13 protein-coding genes are annotated in these 16,981 nt (G+C 66.4%); 10 read left to right on the top strand and 3 right to left on the bottom strand.

What is annotated here, in order from left to right; translation table 11 throughout:
• Positions 1-55: 55 nt before the first annotated feature.
• The gene (locus tag AC1DE3_RS17045; RefSeq protein WP_476780424.1) at positions 56-1,477 is read right to left on the bottom strand and encodes an amidohydrolase; all 1,422 of its coding nucleotides are present in this window, start codon (positions 1,475-1,477) and stop codon (positions 56-58) included.
• 421 nt (positions 1,478-1,898) lie between these two features.
• Here AC1DE3_RS17045 and AC1DE3_RS17040 point away from each other — a divergent pair, with 421 nt between their 5' ends.
• From AC1DE3_RS17040 to AC1DE3_RS17000, 9 genes are all read left to right on the top strand, one after another.
• Complete coding sequence (locus tag AC1DE3_RS17040; protein ID WP_476780425.1) at positions 1,899-1,988, top strand: K(+)-transporting ATPase subunit F; 90 nt, start codon at positions 1,899-1,901, stop codon at positions 1,986-1,988.
• Positions 1,989-2,021: 33 nt separating this feature from the next.
• Positions 2,022-3,725, top strand: a complete 1,704-nt coding sequence (kdpA, locus tag AC1DE3_RS17035) for a potassium-transporting ATPase subunit KdpA (RefSeq protein WP_476780426.1) — start codon at positions 2,022-2,024, stop codon at positions 3,723-3,725.
• Positions 3,726-3,891: 166 nt separating this feature from the next.
• Positions 3,892-5,943 (top strand): potassium-transporting ATPase subunit KdpB, encoded by a 2,052-nt coding sequence (gene kdpB, locus AC1DE3_RS17030; protein ID WP_476780427.1) that lies wholly within the window; start codon positions 3,892-3,894, stop codon positions 5,941-5,943.
• A 12-nt stretch (positions 5,944-5,955) separates the two neighbouring features.
• On the top strand, positions 5,956-6,561 hold the full coding sequence (locus AC1DE3_RS17025) for a K(+)-transporting ATPase subunit C (RefSeq protein WP_476780428.1): 606 nt from the start codon (positions 5,956-5,958) through the stop codon (positions 6,559-6,561).
• 66 nt (positions 6,562-6,627) lie between these two features.
• Positions 6,628-9,330: a DUF4118 domain-containing protein gene (locus AC1DE3_RS17020; protein ID WP_476780429.1), complete on the top strand. Its 2,703-nt coding sequence runs from the start codon at positions 6,628-6,630 to the stop codon at positions 9,328-9,330.
• A complete protein-coding gene (locus AC1DE3_RS17015; RefSeq protein WP_476780430.1) occupies positions 9,327-10,019 on the top strand; it encodes a response regulator transcription factor in 693 nt (230 codons plus the stop codon). The genes AC1DE3_RS17020 and AC1DE3_RS17015 overlap by 4 nt, the downstream gene beginning before the upstream one ends.
• A 5-nt stretch (positions 10,020-10,024) precedes the next feature.
• On the top strand, positions 10,025-10,474 hold the full coding sequence (locus AC1DE3_RS17010; protein ID WP_476852591.1) for a PTS sugar transporter subunit IIA: 450 nt from the start codon (positions 10,025-10,027) through the stop codon (positions 10,472-10,474).
• Between the two features lie 191 nt (positions 10,475-10,665).
• Positions 10,666-11,310 carry an invasion associated locus B family protein gene (locus AC1DE3_RS17005; protein ID WP_476780432.1) on the top strand — a complete coding sequence of 215 codons (645 nt, stop codon included), beginning with the start codon at positions 10,666-10,668 and terminating at the stop codon, positions 11,308-11,310.
• A gap of 167 nt (positions 11,311-11,477) precedes the next feature.
• Positions 11,478-13,874, top strand: coding sequence for a transketolase-like TK C-terminal-containing protein (locus AC1DE3_RS17000; protein WP_476780433.1), 2,397 nt, complete (start codon positions 11,478-11,480; stop codon positions 13,872-13,874).
• Between the two features lie 45 nt (positions 13,875-13,919).
• On the opposite strand, the gene AC1DE3_RS16995 is transcribed toward AC1DE3_RS17000, so the two are convergent.
• On the bottom strand, positions 13,920-14,225 hold the full coding sequence (locus tag AC1DE3_RS16995) for a hypothetical protein (RefSeq protein WP_476780434.1): 306 nt from the start codon (positions 14,223-14,225) through the stop codon (positions 13,920-13,922).
• A gap of 116 nt (positions 14,226-14,341) precedes the next feature.
• Positions 14,342-15,451 (bottom strand): hypothetical protein, encoded by a 1,110-nt coding sequence (locus tag AC1DE3_RS16990; RefSeq protein WP_476780435.1) that lies wholly within the window; start codon positions 15,449-15,451, stop codon positions 14,342-14,344.
• A gap of 452 nt (positions 15,452-15,903) precedes the next feature.
• Between AC1DE3_RS16990 and AC1DE3_RS16985 the strand changes: the two genes are divergently transcribed.
• Positions 15,904-16,938, top strand: coding sequence for an aspartate-semialdehyde dehydrogenase (locus AC1DE3_RS16985; RefSeq protein ID WP_476780436.1), 1,035 nt, complete (start codon positions 15,904-15,906; stop codon positions 16,936-16,938).
• Positions 16,939-16,981 lie beyond the last annotated feature (43 nt).

Below are 16,981 nucleotides of genomic sequence, written 5' to 3'. Positions count from 1 at the left end.
CAAGTCATCGAGCGGATTTGCTCACATGCATCGCGCATTTCCGTTGGGAACAGCGTCAATGTGCCGCCATGTCGAGCGGCGGCTCGACATCGTCGGTGATCGGGTTGGCGAAGGGGTTCTTGGCGCGGAACGCCGCGAAATCGTCCTTCGCCGCCTTGAGCAAGGCGGGGTCGTTCAGCACATCGGCGGCGACGCCGGCCATGGCCTTGGCGGCGAGCGCCAGGCCCTTATGCGCGGCGGGCGCGAGGCCCTGCGCGACGAGCTGCCAGGAATGGCCGGGCGTGCCGACCGCATAGCATGCGGTTCGGCACTGCACGGTCGGAACGACCCAGCTCACCGTGCCGACATCGGTGGAGCCGACCGAAGTGTCGTTGCCGGCGCCGAGCGGGTAGATCTCGTCGCTCAGAGCCTCACCGTCCTTCGGCTCAAGGTCGAAGCGGCCATAGGCGGCGGCGATGTCCTGCGCGCTCAACGTCTTCTGGAAGTTGGCGGCGAAGGCGTGGTCGGCGGCATCGAAGCCGGGACCGCCGAGCGCCTCGAGATTGGCCTGCATCGCTTCCTCAAGCGGGCGGTTGCCGACGAGGTTGGCATCGCCCGACAGCTGCTTGATCGCCACGGTGGTCTCGCTCATCAGCGCGGCGCCCTCGGCGATCTTCTTCACGCGGGCGACGAGCTCCCACATCTCGGCGAGCGTCGCTGCGCGGATCAACTGGCGCGTGGTCGCCGTGGCCTGGACGACGTTGGGGGCGATGCCGCCAGCATTGATGATGGCGTAGTGGACGCGCGCCGTCGAAGGCATGTGTTCGCGCATGTAGTTGACGCCGATATGCATCAGCTCGACCGCGTCGAGCGCCGAGCGGCCGAGATGCGGCGCCGCGGCGGCATGCGAGGCGCGGCCGCTGAAGGTGAACTCGATCTCGACGCAGGCGAGCGAGAAGGGCCGGTTGACGCCGTTGAACGAGGCCGGGTGCCAGCACAGCGCGATATCGACATCGTCGAAGGCGCCGGCGCGCACCATGAAGCCCTTGGCCGAGCCGCCTTCCTCCGCCGGGCAGCCATAATAGCGCACGCGACCCTTGATGCCGTTGGCGGCGAGGTAGTCCTTCACCGCCGTGGCGGCGAGGAGGGAGGCCGAGCCCAGCATGTTGTGGCCGCAGCCATGGCCGTTGCCGCCCTTCTCGACCGGTGTCTCGCTGGCGATGCCGGCTTCCTGGCTCAGCCCGGGCAGTGCGTCGAACTCGCCCATGATCGCGATGACCGGGCCGTCTTCGCCAGCCTCGCCGACCACGGCCGTGGGCAGGCCGGCGACGCCGGTGGTGACGCGGAAACCCTCGCGCTCCAGCATGGTCCGATGCTCGGCGGCCGAGCGAACCTCCTGATAGTTCAGCTCGGGCATGTGCCAGATGCGGTCGGAGAGCTCGAAATAGGCCGGGGCCTTGTCGTCGACCAGACGCCAAACGTCCTTGCTGTTGCTCATGGAAGGCTTCCTCCTGCACGGGCCGTTCTGCCCGAATTCGCGCCAGCTTCTGGCACGGCGTGCATGTGGCTCACAAGCGGTCCGGCGAGAGGGTTTCCCTGCGTTCGCGGCAGGGCAGACTGCTTTTCGCGGCTCCGGCGTTTGATATTCGCGCCGCGGGCGGTCGGAAAATTCCTATAAAATCTTTATTTCCGCGCCTGCCTCCTTCTCTCGAACGGCTATGGCCTCGGCGCGATATTCGCCCCGAACGGCCGGTCCCGCCCCAATGGAACCGGTGCTCGCTGCCGGGCGGTCGGTCCGGCAGCCCAGACCGTCGGGGTTATTCGATGATGGACACCATCGTACTCGCCATCGGGCTCGTCTTCTTCGGGCTCTCCTTCGCCTATGTCGCCGCCTGCGACGCGCTCTAGGGGAGGCCGGGATGCTTCTGGATTACGCCCTGGGCGGAGCGGTGACGCTGTTCCTGCTCGCCTACCTCACCTACGCGCTGATCCGCCCCGAGCGGTTCTGACGGCGGCGGCCCCTCAGATTCGGAACCTCATCCATGACCCTCAACGGATGGATCCAGATCCTGCTCTACTGCGGGATCGTCCTTGCCCTCGTCAGGCCGCTCGGCGGCTACATGACGCGCGTCTTCGCAGGCGAGCGCACGCTGCTTTCGCCGATCCTGCACCCGGTCGAGCGGCTGCTCTACGGCGCCGCCGGCACGTATGAGAAAGAGGAGCAGCACTGGACGGCCTATGTCGCCGCGATGCTGCTGTTCAACCTCGCGGGCTTCCTCGTGCTCTACGGGATGCAGCGGCTGCAGGGCGCGTTGCCCTTGAACCCGGCAGGGATGGGCGCGGTGCCGGCCGATCTCGCCTTCAACACGGCAGCGAGCTTCGTGACCAACACCAACTGGCAGAACTATGCCGGCGAAAGCACGATGTCCTACTTCACCCAGATGGCGGGGCTGGCGGTGCAGAACTTCGTCTCGGCCGCGACCGGCATCGCGATCGCGGTCGCCGTAATCCGCGGCTTCGCGCGCCGCTCGGTCTGGACGATCGGCAATTTCTGGGCTGATCTCGTGCGCGCGACGCTCTATGTCCTGCTGCCGATCTGCGTGATCGGAACGCTCGTCCTCGTCTGGCAGGGCGTGCCGCAGAACCTGAACCCCTACACCGCCGCCACGACGCTGGAAGGCGCGCAGCAGATCATCGCGCAGGGGCCGGTCGCCTCGCAGATGATGATCAAGCATCTCGGCACCAATGGCGGCGGCTTCTTCAATGCCAATGCGGCCCATCCCTTCGAGAATCCGACGGCCTTCACCAACCTGATCCATATGGTCGCGATCTTCGCGATCGGGGCGGCCCTGACCAATGTCTTCGGCCGCATGGTCGGCAACGAGAAGCAGGGCTGGGCGATCCTGGCGGTGATGGGCCTGCTGTTCGTGGCGGGCGTGGTCGTCTGCTACTGGGCGGAGGCGGCCGGCAATCCGCTCGTCCAGGCGCTCGGACTCGACGGCGGCAATATGGAAGGCAAGGAGGCGCGCTTCGGCATCAGCCTCTCGGCGCTGTTCGCTGTCATCACCACGGCCGCCTCCTGCGGCGCGGTCAATGCGATGCATGACAGCCTGATGCCGCTCGGCGGGATGATCCCGCTGATCAACATGATGCTCGGCGAGATCATCGTGGGCGGCGTCGGCGCCGGCTTCTACGGCATTATCCTCTTCGTCGTCATCGCCGTCTTCGTCGCCGGGCTGATGGTCGGGCGCACGCCGGAATATCTCGGCAAGAAGATCGAGGCGAAGGAGGTCAAGATGGCGATGCTCGCCGTGCTCTGCCTGCCGCTCGCCATGCTCGGCTTCACCGCCGTCGCCATCGTGCTGCCGGACGCCGTCGGCTCGATCGCCAATGCCGGCCCGCACGGCTTCTCCGAGGTGCTCTATGCCTATACCTCGGCGGCTGCGAACAACGGCTCGGCCTTCGCCGGGCTCTCCGGCAACACGGTCTGGTACAATCTGACGATCGGCGTGGCCATGCTGATGGGGCGCTTCCTCGTCATCATCCCGGCGCTGGCGCTGGCCGGCTCGGTCGCGGCCAAGAAGACCGTGCCGGAATCGGCCGGCACCTTCCCGACCCATGGGCCGCTCTTCATCGGGCTGCTCACCGGCGTGATCATCATCGTCGGCGGCCTGACCTTCTTCCCGGCGCTCGCGCTCGGCCCGATCGTCGAGCATCTCGCGATGCTGGCCGGCCAGAGCTTCTGAGGAGGGTGTCATGCGCACCGAAACGGGACCTCGCCCTTCCACCCTCATCTGCGGAGCGACGATCGCGGTTCTCCTGATCGCCATCGTCTTCCAGGCCCTTTCTTTCCTGCTTGCCGCGGTCTGACCCGAAAGGGTCCCGCTCGCAGGCCACGACGGAGCTTTCGTCATGAGTCATCCCAGGTCCGGCAGCATCCTCGATGCCCGTATTCTCGTCCCGGCGCTCGGCGGCGCCTTCCGCAAGCTCGATCCGCGCAGCCTTGCCAGAAACCCGGTAATGTTCGTCGTCGCCGTCGTCTCGGCGCTGACCACGATCCTGCTGCTGCGCGACTGGCTCGCTGGCGCTGCCCATCTCGGCTTCTCCTTCCAGATCGTGCTCTGGCTCTGGTTCACGGTGCTGTTCGCCAATTTCGCCGAAGCCGTCGCCGAAGGGCGCGGCAAGGCGCAGGCGGATTCGCTGCGCCGTACGCGGGCGGAAACGCAGGCCAAGCTGCTCAGTAGCGCGGACCGCAGCAAATACACGCTGGTGCCGGGGCCGAGCCTGAAGCTCAATGACGTCGTGCTGGTCGAGGCCGGCGACATCATCCCCTCCGATGGCGAGGTGATCGAGGGCATCGCCTCGGTCAACGAAGCTGCGATCACCGGCGAGTCGGCGCCGGTCATCCGCGAATCCGGCGGTGACCGCTCAGCCGTCACCGGCGGCACGCAGGTCCTGTCGGACTGGATCCGGGTGCGCATCACCGCGACCGCGGGCTCGACCTTCATCGACCGCATGATCGCGCTGGTCGAAGGCGCCGAGCGGCAGAAGACGCCGAACGAGATCGCGCTCAACATCCTGCTCGCCGGCATGACGTTGATCTTCGTGCTGGCGACGGCGACGATCCCGAGCTTCGCCAGCTATGCCGGCGGCGCCATTCCCGTCATCGTCCTCGTCGCGCTGTTCGTGACGCTGATACCGACCACCATCGGCGCGCTGCTCTCGGCCATCGGCATCGCCGGCATGGACCGGCTGGTGCGCTTCAACGTTCTCGCCATGTCCGGCCGCGCCGTCGAGGCGGCTGGCGACGTCGACACGCTTCTGCTCGACAAGACCGGGACTATCACGCTAGGCAACCGCCAGGCGACGGCCTTCAGGCCGGTCAAAGGCGTGAACGAGCTTGATCTGGCGGATGCGGCGCAGCTCGCTTCGCTCGCCGACGAGACGCCGGAAGGTCGCTCCATCGTCGTGCTTGCCAAGGAGCAGCACGGCATCCGGGCGCGCGATCTCGTCGGGCTCAACGCTCATTTCGTGCCCTTCACTGCGCAGAGCCGGATGAGCGGCGTCGACCATGACGGCTCCAGCATCCGCAAGGGCGCGGTCGATGCGGTGCTCGCCCATGTGCGTGCCACCGGCGGAGACGGGGAGGCCGCGCGCGAGGTGCAGGCCATCGCCGAGGAGATCGCCAAGACGGGGGGCACCCCGCTAGCGGTGGCGCGCGACGGCAGGCTGCTCGGCGTCATCCAGCTCAAGGACATCGTCAAGGGTGGCATTCGCGAGCGTTTCGCCGAGTTGCGCCGCATGGGCATCCGCACGGTGATGATCACCGGCGACAACCCGATGACCGCTGCCGCCATCGCAGCCGAAGCGGGCGTCGACGACTTCCTCGCCCAGGCGACCCCTGAGAACAAGCTCGCGCTCATCCGCGAGGAGCAGGGCAAGGGCAAGCTCGTCGCGATGTGCGGCGACGGCACCAACGATGCGCCGGCCTTGGCGCAGGCCGATGTCGGCGTGGCCATGAACACCGGCACGGTCGCCGCGCGCGAGGCCGGCAACATGGTCGATCTCGACAGCGATCCGACCAAGCTCATCGAGATCGTCGAGATCGGCAAGCAGCTCCTGATGACGCGCGGCGCGCTGACGACCTTCTCGATCGCCAACGACATCGCGAAATACTTCGCCATCATCCCGGCGATGTTCATCGCCTTCTATCCGCAGCTCGGCGCGCTAAACTTCATGCAGCTCGCCACGCCGCAGAGCGCGATCCTCTCCGCGATCATCTTCAACGCGCTGATCATCGTCGCGCTGATCCCGCTCGCGCTACGCGGCGTGAAGTACCGGGCGGTCGGCGCAGGGGCGCTGCTCTCGCGCAACCTGCTGGTCTACGGCGTCGGCGGCATCGTCGTCCCGTTCATCGGCATCAAGGCAATCGACATGGCCGTCACGGCCGTCGGCCTGATCTGAAGGATCTGAACCATGCTGAAGCAACTCCGCCCCGCGATCGTGATGATCGTCGCGCTCACCGCCATCACCGGCCTCGCCTATCCGCTGGCGATGACCGGCCTCGCCCAGGCGCTGTTCCCGCGCCAGGCCAATGGCAGCCTGATCGAAAAGGAGGGCAAGGTGATCGGCTCCGAACTGATCGGCCAGTCCTTCACCGGCGAGCGCTATTTCCATGGCCGGCCCTCGGCGACGGTCGGCGCAGACCCGAACGACAGCAGCAAGACCATCGATGCGCCCTACAATGCCGCCGGCTCCGGGGGCTCCAACCTCGGCCCGACCAATCCCAAGCTGGTCGAGCGCATCAAGGGCGATGTCGTGGCGCTGAAGCAGGAGAACCCGCAGGCCGCCGTGCCGATGGATCTGGTGACGACCTCGGCCAGCGGGCTCGATCCGCATGTCTCGCCGGAGGCGGCCCATTTCCAGGCGCCGCGTATCGCAAAGGCACGCGGCCTGAGCGAGGCCGATTTGCGCAATCTGATCGCGGGCCATGTCGAGGGACGCCAGCTCGGCATCCTCGGCGAGCCCGTCGTCAACGTGCTGAAACTGAACCTCGCTCTCGATGCGGCGACCACGAAATGACGCTAAGAAGAGCGCGGCGGCTGGAGCGATCCTGCCGTCGCGCCGTTTGGGGACCGAATTCCAGCCATGCCCGACGAGCTTCGTACCGAGCCGCCAAGGCCGTCGCCGGATGCGCTGCTGGAAAAGGTGCGCAGCGAGACACGCGGCCGGCTAAAGATATTCCTCGGCGCCGCCCCCGGCGTCGGCAAGACCTATGAGATGCTGCTCGCGGGCCGGGCGCGCCGTGTCGAAGGCGTCGACGTGGTCATCGGCGTCGTCGAGACGCATGGAAGGCGCGAGACGCAGGCGCTGATGGAGGGCTACGAGGTGGTGCCGCGGGCGCATGTCGCCTATCGCGGCCAGAGCGTCGATGAGATGGATCTCGACGCGGTGCTGGCGCGGCGGCCGGAACTCGTCCTCGTCGACGAGCTCGCCCACACCAACGCGCCCGGCAGCCGCCATCCCAAGCGTTATCTCGACGTGCTCGAGCTGATCGAGCGCGGCATCGACGTCTTCACCACGCTCAACATCCAGCATATCGAGAGCCTCAACGACGTCGTCGCGCAGATCACCCGCATCCGCGTTCGCGAAACAGTGCCCGATTCCATCATCGACCGGGCCGATGCGATCGAGATCATCGACCTCACGCCCGAGGACCTGATCCAGCGGCTGAACGAGGGCAAGGTCTATCTGCCGGAGACCGCCAAGCGCGCCGTCTCCAACTACTTCTCGCCCGGCAACCTGACGGCGCTGCGCGAGCTGGCGCTGCGGCGCACCGCGCAGCGCGTTGACGAGCAACTGCTCAGCCATATGCAGGCCCATGCAATTCAGGGGCCCTGGGGTGCCAGCGACCGGCTGATCGTCTGCATCGACGGCAGCCCGCGCGCAGCCTCACTGGTGCGCCATGCGCGGCGCCTCGCCGAAAAGCTGAAGGCCTCCTGGACGGCGCTGCATATCGAGGCGCCGGGCCGCGCGGGGCCGTCGGAGGCAGAGAAGGACCGGCTTTCGGCGGCGATGCGGCTCGCTGAACAGCTCGGCGGCGAGGCGGTGATCCTGCCGGGCGAGACCGTGCCAGACGAGGTGCTGCGCTATGCCGCCTCCAAGAATGTCAGCCACATCGTGATCGGCTCGTCGAGCGCTACGCGCTGGCGCGAGCTGCTCTTCGGATCGGTGGCGCAGACGCTGATCCGCGAGGCCGGCGACATCAGTATCCATGTGATTCCCGGGCAGGAAGCCGGCGCCGGGGAGGTTCGCGCCGCCGGCTCTTCAGGCGAGCAGCGTTTCGAGCCAGGCGCTTATCTGGCGGGCGTGGCCTTCGTGGCTGTGGCCGTAGGGCTCGGCATGTTGCTGCATCTCGTGCTCGACGTGCGCAACATTGCGCTCGTCTTCCTGATGGCGGTGCTGGCCTCGGCGGTGACGGCCGGGCTCTGGCCGGCGCTGTTCACCTCCGTGATCGGGGCGCTGGCGTTCAACTTCTTTTTCCTGCCGCCGCTCTACACGCTCGTCATCGGCGACCCCGAAAGCGTGCTCGCCTTCTTTTTCTTCCTTCTGGTCGCGCTGATCGCCAGCAATCTCACGGCCCGCGTCCAGCGCCAGGCCACGGCGGCGCGCCAGCGCGCGCGAACGACGGAAGACCTCTATCTGTTTTCGCGCAAGCTCGCCGGCACGGGCACGCTCGACGACGTGCTTTGGGCGAGCGCCTACCAGATTGCCGCGATGCTGCGCGTGCGCGTTGTGATCCTGCTGCCGGAGGAAACCAGCATCGCGGTCCGGGCCGGCTATCCGCCCGATGATACGCTCGACGATGCCGATATCGCGGCGGCGCATTGGGCCTGGGAGCATGACCGTCCGGCCGGGCGGGGAGCCGACACGCTGCCGGGCGCGAAGCGGCTTTATCTCCCGCTGCGGACCGGGCGCGGCGCCATCGGCGTGATCGGGCTCGATTCCGACCGGCCGGGCGCGCTTCTGACGCCCGAGCAGCAGCGCCTGTTCGACGCGTTGGCGGACCAGGCCGCGATCGCGATCGAGCGCGTGCAACTCGCTGCCGATGTCGACAAGGCGAAGCTCGCGGCGGAGGCGGACCGGCTGCGCTCGGCGCTGCTGACCTCGATCTCGCATGATCTCAAGACGCCGCTCGCCAGCATCATGGGCGCGGCCGGCACGTTGCGCGACTATGGGAAGGCTATCCCCGAAGCGGATCGATCCGAGCTTCTGGGGACGGTCGTCGAGGAATCCGAACGCCTCAACCGCTTCATCGCCAACCTGCTGGATATGACGCGGATCGAGGCCGGTGCGATGGAGCCGAACTATGCCCTGCTCGACGTCGGAGATGTCGTCGGCGCAGCGTTGCGACGCGCAGAAAGTATCACGCGCGGCCACATGATCGATCTGTCGCTGGCCGCCGGCCTGCCGATGCTGCGACTGGACCCCGTATTGTTCGATCAGGTGCTGTTCAATCTCGTCGACAACGCCGCGAAATACGCGCCGACGGGCACCACGCTCGGCGTCCATGCCTGCGCGGATGGTGATACGGTGGTTCTGGACATTCTCGACGAAGGGCCGGGCCTGCCGCCGGACGACCTCGAACGGATTTTCGACAGTTTCTACCGGGTGGGGAAGGGAGATCAGGTCCGCGCCGGAACAGGCCTCGGCCTTGCGATCTGCCGCGGCTTCGTCGAGGCGATGGGCGGGACGATCACCGCCGCCAACCGCCGCGATCGGCAGGGAGCGGTGTTCACGATCCGCATGCCGATCCCGCCCGAGGCCCAGCAGATGAGGGTATTGCCATGACAACGATGGCCGTCCGGGTACTCGTCGTCGACGACGAACCGCCGATCCGCAAGCTGCTGCGGGTCGGGCTCGGCACCGAGGGATACACGATCAGCGAGGCCGGCAACGCGAAGGACGCCATTGCACGGATCGACGCGGAAGAGCCCGACCTGGTGCTGCTCGATCTCGGCCTGCCCGACATGACCGGGCAGGAGCTGCTGCGTCTCTGGCGCAGCGAGGGGCGCACCCTGCCCATCGTCATCCTGTCGAGCCGCACCGACGAGGCGGGCATCGTCCAGGCGCTGGAGGCGGGCGCGGACGATTACCTCACCAAGCCGTTCGGGATGCGCGAACTGGCTGCGCGGCTGCGCGTCGCGCTGCGCCACAAGCTGCACCAGCAGGGTGAGAAGCCGGTCTTCCGGACCGGCGAGCTTTCGGTCGATCTCGTCCGCCGCATCGTCCAGGTCGGCGGCGCCGAGGTGAAGCTCTCGCCGAAGGAGTACGACATCCTGCGCGCGCTCGTGCAGCATGCCGGCAAGGTGCTGACGCATCGCCATCTGCTGAAGGAAGTCTGGGGCGGCAACGAGGATGTGCAGTATCTGCGCGTCTATATTCGGCAGCTGCGCCAGAAGATCGAGCCGATCCCCGAGCAGCCCCGCTACATCACGACCGAGCCCGGCGTCGGCTACAGGCTGCGCGAAAGCGACTGATCACAATGGACATTTCCGAGCTGATCACCCCCGGCGCCGTGCTGACCGGGCTCAAGCCGACGTCGAAGGAGCAGTGCCTTGATCTGCTCTCCCGCCATGCGGCGGGATGCACGGGGATACCGGCCGATGTCATCGCTACCGTCCTCAAGCGGCGGGAAGCGCTGGGCTCGACGGGCATCGGCGGCGGCGGCGTCGCCCTGCCGCATGCGCCGCTTGCCGGCCTCGCCACGCCCTTCGTTCTGCTGGCCAACCTGGCCAAGCCGGTGGATTTCGAAGCGGTCGATGGCGCGCCGGTCGATATCCTCTGCCTGATCCTGACGCCGGAAGCCGGGCAAGGGCAGCACCTCAACGCGCTCGCCTGCGTCGCCCGGCGCCTGCAGCGGCCGGAGGTTCGCGAAGCGATCCGCCGGGGCCGCCGCCCGCAAGAAATTCATGCCGCGCTCTGCAAAAGCTGAGATGAAGCGACCGTAGCAGCCGGTCGCGGATGCGGTGCGAGTCTTTCAGATTGAAATCATTCTATTGTTTATTTCGATTTGAATGCATGGATATTTTGCCGTTTTATTGGATTTTTCAGGACGATTTGCTCTTCCTCTGGCTACAGGTTTCTGCAATATCGCTGGCGATATAGTCACTAGATTGTAGCGCCATGCCCCGTCATCGTTTCCGCAACGCCCCCGTCGCCGCTCTCGTCTTTGCGATCGCTGCTCTTGCCGCCGCGCCTATGGTCATGGCGCAGGGAGCACCGGCTCCAGCAGCCCGTCCCGCGCCGAAGCCCGCCCAGCCACTCGCGCAGAACCAGGCTGCTCCGGCCGTGGGCCAGCCCGCGGCTCAGAATGCGACGCTGCCGAACGGCGCGAGCGCGATCAACGAGACCTATGGCGACTGGACGGTCGATTGCCGCATCGCCAATGGCCAGCGGCTCTGCGTCCTCCTTCAGTCGCAGGGCAACAGCCAGACCGGGCAGCGCGTCTTTGCCATCGAGCTGCGCACGCCGAAGGACGGGCGGGCGGAGGGCACGATCCTCTTCCCGTTCGGCATGAAGCTCGAGAACGGCGCGGTGCTGCGGCTCGACGACAAGGATCTGGGGCAGGGGCTGCGCTTCTCGACCTGCATGGCGCAGGGCTGCCTGCTGCCGATCTCCTTCCCGACGGTCGCGACCGACGCGATGAAGGCCGGCAAGGCTTTGACGGTTGCGGCGCTCAACCTGTCGAATAACGAGCCGGTTCCCTTCAACATATCCCTGACCGGCTTCGCCGCCGCCTTCGACCGCATCGCGCAGATCGACAAGTAGCCGGCAATCCGACCCACGTCCCGGCGGGACGGTTTGGCGATTTCCTGCAGGTTTTCGCTGGTCATTGGCGAAAGCCGCCAAAGCCGGGCGGCTGGACACAGAAATTTGGCTCGTTCTGCCAGTGCTTCCGTGCATGATCGGAAGCACCGGGAGTTCGGGCCAAATTCATGACAACAGATCAGCGCCTGCCGTACCTCGCCGAGCTGGAGAAGAAGATCCTCTGGCTGGCATCATGGACGATCCATAACGCCAATCACATCCGCCAGAACGACGACGGCATGAAGGTGGGCGGGCATCAGGCCTCGTCGGCCTCTCTCGCCACCATCATGACGGCCCTCTATATGGCCGCGCTGCGCCCGCAGGACCGCGTCGCGGTGAAGCCGCATGCCTCGCCGATCTTCCACGCCATCAACTATCTGATGGGGCTGCAGACGCGCGAGAAGCTTGAGAATTTCCGCGGCTACAAGGGTGCGCAGAGCTATCCCTCGCGCACCAAGGACATTGATGACGTCGATTTCTCGACCGGCTCCGTCGGACTCGGCGTCGCGCAGACGCTCTTCTCCTCGCTGACGCAGGACTATGTGAAGGCGCATGGCTGGGCGAAGGATCGCCCCGAAGGCCGCATGGTCTCGCTGATCGGCGATGCCGAGCTCGACGAGGGCAATATCTTCGAAGCCCTGATGGAGGGCTGGAAGCACGGCCTGCGCAATACCTGGTGGATCATCGACTACAACCGCCAGTCGCTCGATGCCGTCATCCGCGAGGGCCTCTACGACCGCTTCGAGACGATGTTCCGCAATTTCGGCTGGGATGTCGTGACGCTGAAATACGGCTCGCTGCAGCAGGCGGCGTTCAAGGAGAAGGGCGGCGAGCGGCTGAAAGCCTGGATCGATTCCTGCCCGAACCAGCTCTATTCGGCCCTGACGTTCCAGGGCGGCGCTGCCTGGCGCAAGCGCCTGATGGACGATCTCGGCGATCAGGGGCCTGTGACGAAGCTGATCGAGAGCCGTTCCGACGCCGAGCTCTCAAAGTTGATGTGCAATCTCGGCGGCCACGATCTGCCGTCGATCCTCGAAGCCTTCGAGGGCATCGACCATGACCGGCCGGTCTGTTTCCTGGCCTATACCGTCAAGGGATTCGGGCTGCCGATCGCCGGGCACAAGGACAACCATGCCGGGCTGATGACCAAGGAGCAGCTCGACGGCTTCCGCAAGGCGAACAATATCCGTCCGGGCCATGAATGGGATCTGTTCGAGGGGCTCGACCTACCCGAGGGCGAGATCCGCGGCTTCCTCGACAAGGTGCCGTTCTTTTCGAAGGGGCGGCGGCGCCTCTCAGCCGACAAATTGCCGGTGCCGGTGAAGCTGGAGGCCGGCATCCAGCCGGTGATGTCGACGCAGATGGGCTTCGGCAAGGTGCTGGACGATCTCGCCAAGACCGGCGGTCCGCTCGCCGACCGGATCGTGACGACGGCGCCGGACGTCACGGTCTCGACCAATCTCGGCCCCTGGGTGAACCGGCGCGGGCTCTTCGCCAGGGCCTCGATGGCCGACACCTTCAAGGACGAGCGCATTCCCTCGATGCAGAAATGGGAGTTCTCGCCGAAGGGCCAGCATATCGAATTGGGCATCGCCGAGATGAACCTGTTCATCAATCTCTCGGCGCTCGGCCTGTCGCATTCGATCTTCGGCGAGCGGCTGATCCCGATCGGCACGCTCTACGATCCCTTCATCTCGCGCGGGCTCGATGCGCTGAACTATGCCTGCTACCAGGATGCCCGCTTCATGGTGGTGGCGACGCCGTCGGGCGTGACGCTGGCGCCGGAGGGCGGGGCGCATCAGTCGATCGCGACGCCGCTGATAGGCATGAGCCAGGATGGCCTGTGCGCCTTCGAGCCGGCCTTCGTCGACGAACTCGCGGTGATGATGCGCTGGTCCTTCGACTACATGCAGCGCGACGGCGAGGGCGATCCGGACGAGCGGACCTGGCTGCGCGACGAGACCGGCGGCTCGGTCTATCTGCGTCTCTCGACCCGGCAGGTCGAGCAGCCGAGCCGCACCATGACGCCGGAGCTGGAACGCGAGATCATCGACGGCGCCTATTGGCTGAGGAAGCCGGGGCCGAACGCCTCGGTCGTCATCGCCTATACCGGCGCGGTCGCGCCGGAGGCGATCGAGGCTGTCGGGCTATTGGGCGAAGACCGGCGCGATGTCGGTCTGCTCGCCATTACCTCGGCTGATCGGCTCAATGCCGGCTGGCAGGCGGCCGAACGGGCGCGCCAGCGCGGCAACCATGCGGCGACGAGCCATATCGAGCGGCTGCTCGGGGATCTCTCCCGCGATTGCGGTATCGTATCAGTGCTGGACGGGCATCCGGCAACGCTGGCCTGGCTCGGCAGCGTCCATGGCCATAGGCAGAAGGCGCTCGGCGTCGAGCATTTCGGCCAGACCGGGACGGTCGCCGACCTCTACCGGCATTTCGGTATCGACGCGAACGCGATCGTCCATGCCGCCAATGCCGCGTCGCCCGGGCGTCCGGTGCGCTATCTCAAGGCTTTGCCTTAAAGCGATCCGTCATGGTCGGGCTCGACCCGACCATGACGCGTCTCGTCAGTAGCCCGGCGTTGAGAAGGTATTGGCGAAGGGGTTGACGCCGGCGCCGATGCGTGGGGGCAGGGCGCCTTCGCCATAGAACTCGCCCGTGTTGGAATAGACCGGCGAGGCGTAAACCTGTTGGGTGGCGTAGCGGTTCAGCGAACCGACCGGCACGACGTTGCCGGCATCGAAATAGCTGCGCTTCTGGATCGTGATCCGCAGCGGTGCGCGGCGGTTCTGCGCTTCGGCCATCGTCGCCAAGACGGTCGACGCCGCCAGGGTGATGGCGAGAACAGTGGCAACACGCTTGAACGGCATCATGGCGGCAATCTCCGGTAGTGGATGCACCCACTCCATGTAGGCATCAGAAATCCGACGCAAAGAGTAGCACGCCGTCGTTAACAATTTTGTTAGAACGGCGGCGTCTCGGGAGAGTGTCAGGGCTGGCGGCGATTCGGCTTGTCGCGACGCTTGCCGGGCTCGGCAACGGCGCGTACCGGTTCGGCGCTGGCCGTCTTCACCCGCAGGGCCGGCAGGTTGCCGTCGACATCGAGCCAGGATGCCTTGCGGCCGGTCGCGGAGAGACGCGGAGGTGCGCAGGCCGGCTCGCGATTGAGCTCGCTGCGGGCGAAGATGCCACGCAATTCCGGATCGACCGGGCCGGCGAGATCGAGCCGGTCGATCAGGCAAGCCAACTGCCGGCGGTCGCTCGGCTTCGATCCTGCGCACCACCACCCGCTCATGGCGAAGGTTGCCCCGCCGGGAGGCGAACGAAAGGCGATGCAGTTGCGGCTCTGCGTGCCTTCCCCGAGAACGACATCGGAGGTCTCCAGCGGGCCGAAACGGGTCTCGGTCGGGGCCGGCGTGCTGCTGCGCTCCACCGCCAGGCTGCGCTGCGCGGCCTCATGCACCAGGGCGACCATGAAGGAGCGGGCTCCGGGGGCTGCGCCGTCTCCAGTTGCCAGGCGCAGCACGAGATGCGGTTTCGGCTCGGCGAAGCTGCCGAAACTCAACAGATCCTCGCGACGGCTGCCGTCCTGACTGCGCCGTGCTTCTAGGGCGGGCGCTTCCCGGCCGAGCTCGGACGTCTCCAAACTGAAGCTCGCGGCGGGGCGGGCGATCGCGACCCAATCCTCAGCCGTAACCGAGCTGCGCGGTCGATGCGGAGATGTCCCGGCTTGAGCCGATAAGCTTGCCGCAGCCGGCGCGAGGCCGGCCAGTTGGGGCGGAGCTTCGTCCTTGGCGGAAAGGCCGGTGATCAGCGCCGCTGTCAGACCGATGCCGCTCAGCGCGGCTGCGCTGCGCCAGGCAAGCGCCCTCGTCAAGCCGATCCCGCGGTGCGGCACAAGGTGGCGAGCGACACGCGCGCCCCGGCGGAAGCCCGCCTCGACGCGGTCGGCGCAAGCGATGACGACCCTGATGATGTCGATGCCGGCAAGACGCGCGGCGATGCTGCGGCAGAAGGCGACGGCGCGCAGAAGCCACGGCCTGAGCCGTCGAAGCCCGGCCTGCACTGTCAGGACCACATCGACCGATCGCAAACGCAACACGCAACTCCCGCGCCACTGGCCTTGGCGCCTGAACCTTCAACGGGGCAGGCTGGCTGCGAAGAGTCGCCGGCAGGTTACCGCCTGGCGCCGATCGCTCGGCAGCGTGAACGACCGGTCAACGAGCAGGGTTAATGGCGGAGATTCAGGTTGGCCGTTGTGGGGAATTGACTTTTTCGCGCCGCGGGTGTTCTGACATGGCGCGGTGCAGCGATGCGCTGCTTGCGAAGTTTTGCAGCCCTTCGGGATTGGCTCTGTGACTGTCCGTCTGACGACGACGAAACTCACGACCAAAACGACGACCGGGAAAGCCGGTACGTCGCGCTGACGCTTCGCCTCGGTTCCGGGTCCATCTCCCCCCGGCGGGGGCAGATCGCCGAAGCCGCCCGAGCCCGGCGCGGGGCGGCCCCCAAAGGGAGATCCGAACCGCCCTATCCGCAAAGGATCACATCATGAGCTTCAAGGTCGCAGTGGTCGGTGCAACCGGCAATGTAGGCCGCGAGATGCTGGACATTCTCGCCGAACGCGCCTTCCCCGTCGGCGAGGTCGTGGCGCTGGCCTCGTCCCGCTCGGTCGGCACCGAGGTTTCCTTCGGCGACAGGACGCTGAAGGTGAAGGCGCTCGAGCATTTCGATTTCTCCGACACCGACATCTGCCTGATGTCGGCTGGCGGCGAGATCTCGAAGACCTGGTCGCCGAAGATCGGCGCGCAGGGTGCCGTCGTCATCGACAACTCCTCGGCCTGGCGCATGCATCCCGACGTGCCGCTGATCGTGCCGGAGGTAAACGCCGCCGCCGCCGCCGGCTTCTCCAAGATGAACATCATCGCCAATCCGAACTGCTCGACAGCGCAGCTCGTCGTGGCGCTGAAGCCGCTGCATGACAAGTTCGGCGTCAAGCGCGTCGTCGTCTCGACCTATCAGTCGGTTTCCGGCGCCGGCAAGGAAGGCATGGACGAGCTCTTCAACCAGACCCGCGCCGTGTTCTCGGCCGGCGAGGTCACCACCAAGAAGTTTCCGAAGCGCATCTCCTTCAACCTCATCCCGCAGATCGACGTCTTCATGGAGGACGGCTTCACCAAGGAAGAGTGGAAGATGATGGTCGAGACCAAGAAGATCCTCGACAGGAACATCAAGCTGACCGCGACCTGCGTGCGCGTGCCGGTCTTCATCGGCCATTCCGAGAGCGTCAATATCGAGTGCGAGAAGCCTGTTACCGCCGACGAGGCGCGCGAGGTGCTGCGCACCGCGCCAGGCATCCTCGTCATCGACAAGCACGAGCCCGGCGGCTACATCACCCCGCATGAGGCGGCCGGCGAGGACGCGACCTATATCTCGCGCATCCGCGAGGATGCGACGGTCGAGAACGGCCTCGCCTTCTGGTGCGTCTCCGACAATCTGCGTAAGGGCGCCGCGCTGAACGCGATCCAGATCGCCGAGGTGCTGGTCAACCGCAAGCTGATCCAGCCGCGCAAGCAGGCAGCCTAAAGCAGACTGCGCAGCCCACCCTGTCCGGAAACCGGGCAGGGTC

It is taken from the genome of Allobosea sp. 10L417, assembly GCF_056395485.1.
This window is presented reverse-complemented; position numbering and strand designations above follow the sequence as displayed.

Coding starts and splice junctions, on each gene's coding strand:
- AC1DE3_RS17040 (WP_476780425.1), top strand. CDS start 1,899: ATGCTTCTGGATTACGCCCTGGGCGGAGCGGTGACGCTGTTCCTGCTC.
- kdpA (WP_476780426.1), top strand. CDS start 2,022: ATGACCCTCAACGGATGGATCCAGATCCTGCTCTACTGCGGGATCGTC.
- AC1DE3_RS17005 (WP_476780432.1), top strand. CDS start 10,666: ATGCCCCGTCATCGTTTCCGCAACGCCCCCGTCGCCGCTCTCGTCTTT.
- AC1DE3_RS17015 (WP_476780430.1), top strand. CDS start 9,327: ATGACAACGATGGCCGTCCGGGTACTCGTCGTCGACGACGAACCGCCG.
- AC1DE3_RS16995 (WP_476780434.1), bottom strand. CDS start 14,225: ATGATGCCGTTCAAGCGTGTTGCCACTGTTCTCGCCATCACCCTGGCG.
- AC1DE3_RS17045 (WP_476780424.1), bottom strand. CDS start 1,477: ATGAGCAACAGCAAGGACGTTTGGCGTCTGGTCGACGACAAGGCCCCG.
- AC1DE3_RS17000 (WP_476780433.1), top strand. CDS start 11,478: ATGACAACAGATCAGCGCCTGCCGTACCTCGCCGAGCTGGAGAAGAAG.
- AC1DE3_RS17025 (WP_476780428.1), top strand. CDS start 5,956: ATGCTGAAGCAACTCCGCCCCGCGATCGTGATGATCGTCGCGCTCACC.
- AC1DE3_RS17020 (WP_476780429.1), top strand. CDS start 6,628: ATGCCCGACGAGCTTCGTACCGAGCCGCCAAGGCCGTCGCCGGATGCG.
- kdpB (WP_476780427.1), top strand. CDS start 3,892: ATGAGTCATCCCAGGTCCGGCAGCATCCTCGATGCCCGTATTCTCGTC.
- AC1DE3_RS16985 (WP_476780436.1), top strand. CDS start 15,904: ATGAGCTTCAAGGTCGCAGTGGTCGGTGCAACCGGCAATGTAGGCCGC.
- AC1DE3_RS17010 (WP_476852591.1), top strand. CDS start 10,025: ATGGACATTTCCGAGCTGATCACCCCCGGCGCCGTGCTGACCGGGCTC.